At 40.7% G+C, this 3,286-nt stretch carries 3 protein-coding genes and 1 pseudogene; 3 read left to right on the top strand and 1 reads right to left on the bottom strand.

The window, feature by feature from the left end:
- The 3 genes and pseudogenes from F6K20_RS30650 to F6K20_RS40225 all read left to right on the top strand — a co-directional run.
- The coding region (locus tag F6K20_RS30650; RefSeq protein WP_287297239.1) for a nucleotidyl transferase AbiEii/AbiGii toxin family protein at positions 1 to 696 on the top strand (696 nt) is incomplete at its 5' end.
- Between the two features lie 27 nt (positions 697 to 723).
- A pseudogene (locus F6K20_RS30645) lies at positions 724 to 804 on the top strand (arsenical resistance protein ArsH); the annotation flags it as partial.
- 231 nt (positions 805 to 1,035) lie between these two features.
- Positions 1,036 to 2,472 carry an SUMF1/EgtB/PvdO family nonheme iron enzyme gene (locus tag F6K20_RS40225; RefSeq protein ID WP_071102288.1) on the top strand — a complete coding sequence of 479 codons (1,437 nt, stop codon included), beginning with the start codon at positions 1,036 to 1,038 and terminating at the stop codon, positions 2,470 to 2,472.
- A gap of 104 nt (positions 2,473 to 2,576) precedes the next feature.
- Here the strand turns inward: F6K20_RS40225 and F6K20_RS30630 are convergent.
- On the bottom strand, positions 2,577 to 3,286 hold a 710-nt coding region (locus F6K20_RS30630), incomplete at its 5' end, for an FtsK/SpoIIIE domain-containing protein (RefSeq protein ID WP_287297237.1).

The following is a 3,286-nucleotide window of genomic DNA, read 5'->3' as shown; positions in this document are numbered from 1 at the left end:
GCTGCTTCAACGTATATCTGTGGCAAGCTTAAAGATGACTTATCACAAGTTGCTGGGGTAATTTCGCCTGAGAGTCGCATTGTACTCGATGAAGACGATCCAGATAATTCAACCCTGCTGTTTCAGTATCCGAGCTTATTTCCATCCGATAGCATTGCTTACGTTCAACCCCGTGTCAAACTAGAAGCAGGCGCACGGTCAGCGCTCGATCCCCATCAAAATCATACTATTACCCCCTATCTATCCGAGATACTTGAAGAATGGAATTTTTCCGTAGCAAATGTAACGACCATCGACCCTCAAAGAACTTTTTGGGATAAAATCATGATATTACATGGTTGGTCTTGTGGTTATCGAGACGAACAACGCCTGCCCAGTGATCGCCAGAGACTTTCACGTCATTATTATGATGTAGCAATAATTTCCCGTCAGGAAGCAGGTAAGACAGCCATTGCCAATCATCAGTTAAGAGAAGATGTACGCCAGTACACCAAAAAACTGTTTAATCGAAGCTGGATGAAATTAGACGAAGCGATTCCCGGCTCTCTAAAACTCTTACCGAAAGGAGAATTACTAAAAGCTCTCATTACTGATTATCAGGCAATGCAGGGCATGATGTTAGGTACTGCTCCACCCTTTGATGAAATCATAGAAGCAATTTCAGCCTTAGAAATAGAAGTTAATCAGGTATCGTGAGAACACTTTGAACTTTTGTCTTTTATAATGACCAGTTTTGACCACCCACCAAGAATTCTATTTTTATATGGTTCTTTGCGAGAACGTTCTTACAGTCGTCTCGTATCAGTAACGGGCAAGATGCCCATTCTACAATCAGTAACGGGCAAGATGCCCATTCTACTTCCATGAAGGCTCGGATTATTATTGCGATTGTACTTGGTGTTTATTTGATATATGGAGTCTATGCTGTCTTAGTTTGGGGTTAGTATAGCGGGTTTCAATTCGGTATAATCAGACTGTAGATACTAAATTAGAGTCAGAAAGTTCTATTTCTCACAGGTCTTGAACTAACCATCAATGAATGCTGGACATACCCCTGGTTATCTCCTCAAAAAGATAAACGAAGCACTGTGTAGTGCGTTTCCTGATCAAACTGAATTAGAAATGATGGTGCTTTTTGAATTAAATATAAATCTGAACGAGGTTGCTAGCGGTGGAAATTTAAAGGCAATCGTTTACAAATTAATAATGTATTGTCAGGCTTACAATCAGTTAGAAGAATTAATTGATAGAGCACTTAAACAAAATCAAAATAATGCTAAATTAAAAGCGATTGAGGAAAATTTCAAAATTACCACTAGTTTAATCAATATATTGATTACTTTAGAAAAAAAAATGCTTAGACAGATGCAAAAATCTTACAGGAATTGTTGTCCAGATTGTCAAAATCAAATACCTAAAACTTTTTATGAAATTCTAGAAAAATTGGATGATATACATATACATAAAAGAAATAATGATGAAAAATTTATTGTCAAATTTGTCGATCATTTATTAGTAAATGGAAATATTCCTAATTCAGAGGCTGAGCAACTAAAGCAATGGTTAGAAAAAAATGCCAATGACATTTCTAATTTATTAGTTTACAAACAAACGACAGAGCCAAAAGGTTTAAAGCAGTTTTCCTTTAAAGTAGTAACAGTTAACCGTAGAGGAGCAATAATCAACCGAGAATCCCAGCAAGCGCGTTATTTCACTCAAAATCTCGGGAATGGAGTAGACCTAAAGATGGTGTATATCCCAAAAGAAAACTTCTTAATGGGTTCCCCTGAAAGTGAGAAAGGGAGTGATGGTAGTGAAAGACCTCAGCACCAAGTACGCATCCAACCCTTCTTTCTGGGGAAATATCAAGTAACCCAGGCGCAATGGCGAGCTGTGGCCAAGCTTCCAAAAGTTAAGCGGGACTTAGATCCAGACCCCTCTGAATTTAAAGGAGAGAATCGACCAGTAGAGCGAGTAACCTGGTTCGATGCAGTGGAATTTTGCGATCGCCTCTGTGAATATACAGCAACGGAATACAGATTACCCACTGAAGCGGAATGGGAATACGCCTGTAGAGCCGGAACTACCACACCATTCCATTATGGAGAGACCATAAGGAGTAAATTAGCTAATTATGGTGCTTCCTCTATTTATGCAGAGGAAGCACAAGGGGAATTTCGAAAAGAAACCACCGATGTAGGACGTTTTCCCCCCAACGGCTTTGGTTTATACGATATGCATGGCAATGTTTGGGAGTGGTGTGCAGATCCTTGGCATGATAATTACGAAGGAGCTCCTACAGATGGGAGTATCTGGACTAAAGATAATTATCATACTGATTATTATATAGTGCGGGGCGGCTCGTGGTACGACCTTCCTAGGTATTGCCGTTCTGCCTCCCGCAACTTCTTTCTCGCGCGCGAGTTCATCTTCAGCATTATCGGTTTTCGTGTGGCTCGGGCTGTTGGGTAGGGTGTGTTAGGGGCGGACTTGCCTTGATTTTTACGGTAGCCAGTTTTTGGATAGTCTGCCCCGTAACGCACCACAGGGTCAAACTTTATTTGAATAAACTTTGCTCAAGGCAATACAATCCTCTCAGCAAACAAACTCTGCAATCGCTCTAACTTACCACCCTTTTGATATAATAAATCTCCCTTACCCAACAAATAAGCTGCTTCAGTGTTGTTGCCACCAAAAATAATCTTTGAATCCGCTTCAGACGCGGTGCGTAAAGCAATTCGCCCTGGTAAATTAGACCGAATAATCGGAGTAACAACTTTCGCTTCTGGTCGTTGAGTAGCAATAATCAAATGAATCCCAGCTGCTCTAGCTTTAGCTCCTAAACGCTTAATACTTAATTCTAACTCTTTGCGGATTTCTTTTTCTGCCATGAAGTCAGCATATTCATCAAAAATACAGACTATCCGGGGTAATGGTAGGTTTTGTTTATTACTCAATTGCTGATTATAAGCATCCAGGTGAGGACACTTGGCTCGTTCAAATTTCCGGTAACGCTGCTCCATTTCGTCAACTAATTCTGCCATCAGTTCGATAGCGCGATCGCAATCTTTAACGATTGGTGACAGCAACCATGACATTCCCTCAAATTCTGGGAAAGTGACTCGCTTGGGATCAACTAGAGCAATTTTGAGCTGTTGAGGAGAGTGGTGATAGAGTAGGGATAGCAGAAGCGATCGCAAAAATTCGCTCTTGCCGCTTCCAGTTGTGCCCCCTACCAAAAAGTGACAGGTATTGGGATCAGATAAATCCGCCTCTACCAATTTCA

Origin of the sequence: Moorena sp. SIO2C4 (assembly GCF_010672485.1) — a bacterium.
GTDB classification, from domain to species: domain Bacteria; phylum Cyanobacteriota; class Cyanobacteriia; order Cyanobacteriales; family Coleofasciculaceae; genus Moorena; species Moorena producens.
This window is presented reverse-complemented; position numbering and strand designations above follow the sequence as displayed.

Bases quoted from the DNA above. Each gene is read 5' to 3' on its own strand.
- F6K20_RS40225 (WP_071102288.1), top strand. From the start codon at position 1,036: ATGAATGCTGGACATACCCCTGGTTATCTCCTCAAAAAGATAAACGAA.